This window comes from Streptococcus sp. oral taxon 058 str. F0407 (assembly GCF_000235485.1).
Lineage (GTDB): Bacteria > Bacillota > Bacilli > Lactobacillales > Streptococcaceae > Streptococcus.
On sequence record NZ_JH378886.1, the window covers coordinates 54,185 to 59,933 of the forward strand.

The window sequence follows — 5,749 nt, forward strand, 5'->3', positions numbered from 1 at the left end:
TCAACCAAGTCATTCCATATGAAGCTTTTGGTGGAGATGGTATGTTGACTCGCCTGATTTTGAAGGCATCTGATAAGGCTCCATGGTCAGACAACGGAACAGCTAAAAATCCTGCCCTATTGCCACTTGAAGGCTTGGCTAAAGGTCAATATTTCTACGAAGTAGACTTGGCAGGCACCCAAGGAAAATCTGATAAAGAGTTGCTTGACCTCCTAAAACAAAATGGCACTCAAAGTTATAAGGCAACCATCAAGGTGTACGGTGCAAAAGACGGCAAGCCTGACTTAACTAATCTGGTAGCGACTAAAGATTTGACTGTTAATTTGAACGCTTTAACCACACCAAATCAGGTTAAAGAGTCTGTTGTTAACAATGTCAAAGACATGATTGATGTTCCAGCTAGCTACCTTGATAAGGCTAAGGTTCCTGGACCTTTCTTGGCCGGTGTCAACCAAGTTATTCCATACGAAGCTTTCGGTGGTGATGGTATGTTGACTCGCCTCTTGTTAAAAGCCTCAGACAAAGCCCCATGGTCAGATAATGGTTCAGCTAAAAATCCTGCTCTATTGCCACTTGAAGGCTTGACTAAAGGCCAATATTTCTACGAAGTGGATTTGAATGGCAATACGGTTGGCAAAGATGGTCAGGCCTTGCTGGATCAACTTCGAGTTAACGGAACACATACATACCTAGCTACTGTTAAAGTCTATGGTTCTAAAGATGGCAAACCTGATTTGACCAATCTGATTGCTACTCGTCAAGTAACGATTCAACTTCGTGGAAAAGAAATGGCGACAACACCATCTCAACCAGATCAGATGAATACGAAGCCTTCTGAAACAGGCTCTACAGGTACGACTGAGGGTATGATGGGTACAAATCACCATATGTCAGATATGAAGGTCGATCAACCAGCTTCGAGCCCAATGGCTAATATGATGAAAAAAGATGATAAAGCGATGCTACCAAATACTGGGGAAGCTAAAACGGCTACAGCTGGCCTTGGTATCTTTGGTCTAGCCTTGGCAGGTCTTGTTGGACTTTTGGGTTTGACAACCAAACGAGAAGATTAAGATTCAAATCACTTAAACATTAAAGAAAATAGTGTTATACTAAAGCAAGTATAACACTGTTTTTATCGAAGGAGTGTCAGATGAAAAAGACAATTTTGCTGGTTGATGATGAGATAGATATTCTAGATATTCAAAACCGCTATCTTATACAGGCAGGTTACGATGTTTTGGTCGCCCATGATGGTAAGGAGGGATTAGAGCTTTTCAGAAAAAAATCTATCGATCTCATTATCACAGATATCATGATGCCCAATATGGACGGTTATGATTTTATCAGTGAAGTTCAGTATATCGCTCCGGATCAACCCTTCCTCTTTACAACGGCTAAGACAAGCGAACAGGATAAGATTTATGGATTAAGTTTGGGGGCAGATGATTTTATAGTCAAACCCTTTAGCCCACGCGAATTAGTTTTAAGAGTGAATAATATCTTGCGTCGCCTTAGTCGCGGAGGAGAGACAGAACAGATCGAGTTTGGTGACTTGGTGATCAACCATGTGACTCATGAGGTTCGCATTGGGGAGCAACCTTTGGAATTGACAGTAAAATCCTTTGAGCTTCTATGGATATTGGCCAGCAATCCTGAGAGAGTCTTTTCAAAGACGGAACTTTACGAGAAGGTATGGCAAGAGGACTATGTGGATGATACCAATACACTCAATGTTCATATCCATGCTTTGAGGCAAGAGTTGACCAAGTATACAAATTCAAATGCTCCTGCTATCAAAACTGTCTGGGGTTTGGGCTATAAGATGGAAAGACCAAGAGGTAGAAAATGAAATTAAAAAACTATATTTTAGTGGGGTATCTAGTGTCGACTCTACTAACTATTTTGGTCGTTTTCTGGGCAGTCCAACGAATGTTGATCGAGAAAAGTGAAGTTTACTTTCTAGTTGGAATGACCTTGATTGCTAGTTTCATTGGCGCTGCAGTGAGCATCTTTCTTTTGTCGCCTGTTTTCTCTTCTCTGAAACATTTGAAAAAACAAGCTCAGGATATAGCAAGCAAGGATTTCAGCACAGAAATTGAAACCAAAGGCCCATTAGAATTTCAAGAGCTGGGCCAGGCTTTTAATGACATGTCCCACAATTTGCAAGCCACCTTTCAATCACTTGATGAGAGCGAGCAAGAAAAGAGAATGATGATTGCGCAGCTCTCTCACGATATTAAAACTCCCATTACCTCCATTCAGGTTACTGTGGAGGGAATTCTAGATGGAGTGATTAAGGAAGAGGAGCGGCTCCACTACTTAGCCACGATTGGTCGGCAAACTGAACGTCTAAACAAGCTAGTAGAGGAATTGGATGTTTTGACTCTTAACACACAACCTCAAGATACTGCTGATGAAGAAGTCGAAGAGGTCTTTTTAGATCGGCTGTTGATTGAGTCAATGAGTGAATTCCAGCTCCAGATTGAACAAGAGGAGCGGGATGTTTACATTCAAGTGTCACCTGAGTCGGCGAAAATCAAGAGCCATTCTGACAAACTTTCTCGCATTCTGGTCAATTTGTTAAACAATGCCTTTAAATATTCAGAACCAGGAACCAGAATCGAGGTTCTTGCCCAATTAACAGAACAAGAGCTGACAATCAGTGTGAAAGACGAGGGGCAGGGGATCCTTCCTGAGGATTTGGAAAAGATCTTTAAACGACTTTATCGTGTAGAAACTTCACGCAATATGAAGACAGGTGGACATGGATTAGGACTTGCGATTGCACGAGAACTAGCCCATCAGCTTGGTGGCGAAATCACAGCAGAAAGTCAATATGGCTTAGGAAGCAAGTTTACATTCAGCCTCAATTTGAAATAAAACCGTAAAATCCCTTTACAAATCTAGCTTTTCATGGTACAATAGCCTTTGTGTGAAATAGCAGCAGGAAAGCATGAAGCTCGTCAACAGGTGTCTTATGACAAGTAACCTTGGCTGTTTAGGCGAAGGGCATCTGCACGAATCAGGGCTTTCTAAGTGACTATTTCCACCGAAATATTATTTATATCAGGAGGACATACATATGTCACGTTATACAGGACCATCTTGGAAACAAGCTCGTCGCCTTGGCCTTTCACTTACAGGTACAGGTAAAGAATTGGCACGTCGTAACTACGTACCAGGACAACACGGACCAAACAACCGTTCTAAATTGTCAGAATACGGTTTGCAATTGGCTGAAAAACAAAAACTTCGTTTCACTTACGGTGTAGGTGAAAAACAATTCCGTAACTTGTTCGTACAAGCTACAAAAATCAAAGGCGGAATCCTAGGTTTCAACTTCATGCTTCTTTTGGAACGTCGTTTGGATAACGTTGTTTACCGTCTTGGCCTTGCGACTACTCGTCGTCAAGCTCGTCAATTCGTAAACCACGGTCACATCCTTGTTGACGGAAAACGCGTTGATATCCCATCATACCGCGTAACTCCAGGTCAAGTGATCTCAGTTCGTGAAAAATCATTGAAAGTTCCAGCAATCCTTGAAGCAGTAGAAGCTACTCTTGGACGTCCAGCATTCGTATCATTCGACGCTGAAAAATTGGAAGGTTCATTGACTCGCTTGCCAGAACGCGACGAAATCAACCCAGAAATCAACGAAGCACTTGTCGTTGAATTCTACAACAAGATGCTTTAATTTTAAGATGTATCTTACAGAAAGCCTACAACAGTGGGCTTTTTGCTTTGTCTTAAAATGTTGATTTCTGGGTTTGTTCAGTTATTTATATAAAAACTTAGAAACTTTCTAGGTTTTTTTCTTTTCCTTTTATGAATAACAAAGTAGGAGGAAGAAAAATGAACATTTTAAATATTGAACTTACGAGCATTGAAGAAACTAAACTAGGATTTGAACATTGTGTACAAGTTACTTATAGTGTACTGATACTAGAGAATAAATACAAGGTTAAGTTATTGCTCCTATTAGATTTTAAAGTTGATGATAAAGAGTTACTAGATTACATGGTATCAACTTGGAAGTATCGGGATTTAGTGCTTCATTCAGTGGATATGCATAAGTTGGAGAAACAGTATAGACAATAGTAATAATTTTGATAAAATAATATTAAAAGACACTTTAATATATTGAGGTTAGCATGGATAGAAAAGAAAACAAATCAATTTTGGAATTAAAAGAAAAACTTAATTCTCCATGGCTTTTTCTAGGTCAAGATAAAGAAAGTAGAGGTGTGGAAGTAGATAAGGAGTTAATTCTTGATACAAATTTGGATTTTATAAATGTAGTAACTGACTTTTATACAGTGGAAGCGTTGCATAAGAATGTTGGCGGACGCTTAAAAGAAAAAAGTGCTAATAAAATAATTGGAGAAACATCTAATTATTATGGTGATCTTTTGAGGTTAAAATTCTTTTACGAGGACGAATTAAGTAACAATTTAGAAAGACTGGAAGACGTAACAGAGGAAGAATTAGACTTTTTGGAGGAAAGTCTATTATTTCTATCCGACTATTACTATTATAGGTATAGGAGAAATTGGGAAGGACTTTTTGATTTATATAAGAGAACAAAAACAAAAGGAAGTTTAGATGGTATAGACTTAACAGAAAGACAAAAATCGATTCTGAGAGTATGCTTGCTAAATAATATATATGCCCTCCTTTTTCATAGAAGGCATTTTCTCGATTTTGCTTTTCCATATTACTTATTTTTCAGAGATTGGAAAAGCCAAATCAAAATAAGTGAAAAAATCCTTTTCATGATAGATATGGACAAAACGGGAATTGAATCTAATTTATTTTTTTTAAACACACAAGTTTTAAATAGAATTTTAATTGGTAGCAAGAAAAAACATATTGTCAGTCAATTTTGTAAAAAAATTGAAGAATTAAATCTCGCAAATTTCATAAACAAAAAAAATAATTGCTATGCTTCGGTAAGATTAAACAATACACACTATATAACTATAAATGGTTTGAATGACAAGGATATAAAAGCAATCATTACAACAAATAAAAAAGCTAGTAATAAACAAAAAGTAGTATCTATTTTAGTAGAAATATTAGGAGTTGGAAATGTAGAGTATGTATCCATAGATAAAAAAACAAAGTATTATTTAAAATATGGAAAAGATATTACATACGAGCAATTTGAAAAATCAAAAAGTAGAGAAAACAGAATGTTTACTTGTTGTGAAAGAAAATTGATATCTAAAATCGATAGCATAGGTCTAGGGAAAAAAATAACAGTAAAAATGCCAGTTACAAAATATCCATGTGAATTCTGTAGTAGGGCCATAAAAATTACAAATAGAAAAAAAACTGGTAAATTTAAAATAAAAATTAAAAGCCCCAAAAAAGACAATAGGTGTCTAAATAAAAAAGATATTAATAAAATGGATGAATGCGCAAAAATGATCTCAAAGAAATTTCCTAAGAGTAGGAAAAAGTAAGGCGATAAAAAGATTATAGAGGGAAGATAAAAAGCACGCTTAATACGTGCTAGTTCCTTGCCTGCTGAACTCATTAAAAAAGTAGAGTTTTATGTTCAGTGATTTGTGGAGTAAGGAAGAAACTCCAAAACATTCAAACGAAAAGCGAAAACTCCAAAAACCCTGTTATCAAACATTAAGAAGTAATAAAGATACTTGCTGTATACTTAAAAAAAGCGATACAACAAAATGCTTTAATTTTAAGAAATATCTTACAGAAAGCCTACAACAGTGGGCTTTTT

The 5,749-nt window shown here is 37.0% G+C and carries 7 protein-coding genes; all 7 read left to right on the plus strand.

Annotation, left to right across the window (positions count from 1 at the left end):
* Positions 1-1,073: SSURE domain-containing protein (locus tag HMPREF9184_RS09870; RefSeq protein WP_009444123.1), on the plus strand; the 1,073-nt coding region annotated here is incomplete at its 5' end.
* Positions 1,074-1,153: 80 nt separating this feature from the next.
* Positions 1,154-1,852: a response regulator transcription factor gene (locus HMPREF9184_RS01540; RefSeq protein WP_000751223.1), complete on the plus strand. Its 699-nt coding sequence runs from the start codon at positions 1,154-1,156 to the stop codon at positions 1,850-1,852.
* Entirely contained in the window at positions 1,849-2,883 is a 1,035-nt protein-coding gene (locus HMPREF9184_RS01545) for a sensor histidine kinase (RefSeq protein WP_000769391.1), read from the plus strand. Before HMPREF9184_RS01540 ends, HMPREF9184_RS01545 begins: the two co-directional genes overlap by 4 nt.
* 202 nt (positions 2,884-3,085) lie before the next feature.
* Positions 3,086-3,697 (plus strand): 30S ribosomal protein S4, encoded by a 612-nt coding sequence (rpsD, locus tag HMPREF9184_RS01550; RefSeq protein WP_000092756.1) that lies wholly within the window; start codon positions 3,086-3,088, stop codon positions 3,695-3,697.
* Between the two features lie 158 nt (positions 3,698-3,855).
* Positions 3,856-4,101, plus strand: coding sequence for a DUF7720 family protein (locus HMPREF9184_RS01555; RefSeq protein ID WP_001023791.1), 246 nt, complete (start codon positions 3,856-3,858; stop codon positions 4,099-4,101).
* 53 nt (positions 4,102-4,154) lie between these two features.
* Positions 4,155-5,468: a hypothetical protein gene (locus HMPREF9184_RS01560; RefSeq protein ID WP_000375160.1), complete on the plus strand. Its 1,314-nt coding sequence runs from the start codon at positions 4,155-4,157 to the stop codon at positions 5,466-5,468.
* Positions 5,469-5,559: 91 nt separating this feature from the next.
* Positions 5,560-5,749: hypothetical protein (locus tag HMPREF9184_RS09875; RefSeq protein ID WP_009444126.1), on the plus strand; the 190-nt coding region annotated here is incomplete at its 3' end.

Bases quoted from the DNA above. Each gene is read 5' to 3' on its own strand.
- HMPREF9184_RS01545 (WP_000769391.1), top strand. From the start codon at position 1,849: ATGAAATTAAAAAACTATATTTTAGTGGGGTATCTAGTGTCGACTCTA.
- HMPREF9184_RS01540 (WP_000751223.1), top strand. From the start codon at position 1,154: ATGAAAAAGACAATTTTGCTGGTTGATGATGAGATAGATATTCTAGAT.
- HMPREF9184_RS01555 (WP_001023791.1), top strand. From the start codon at position 3,856: ATGAACATTTTAAATATTGAACTTACGAGCATTGAAGAAACTAAACTA.
- HMPREF9184_RS01560 (WP_000375160.1), top strand. From the start codon at position 4,155: ATGGATAGAAAAGAAAACAAATCAATTTTGGAATTAAAAGAAAAACTT.
- rpsD (WP_000092756.1), top strand. From the start codon at position 3,086: ATGTCACGTTATACAGGACCATCTTGGAAACAAGCTCGTCGCCTTGGC.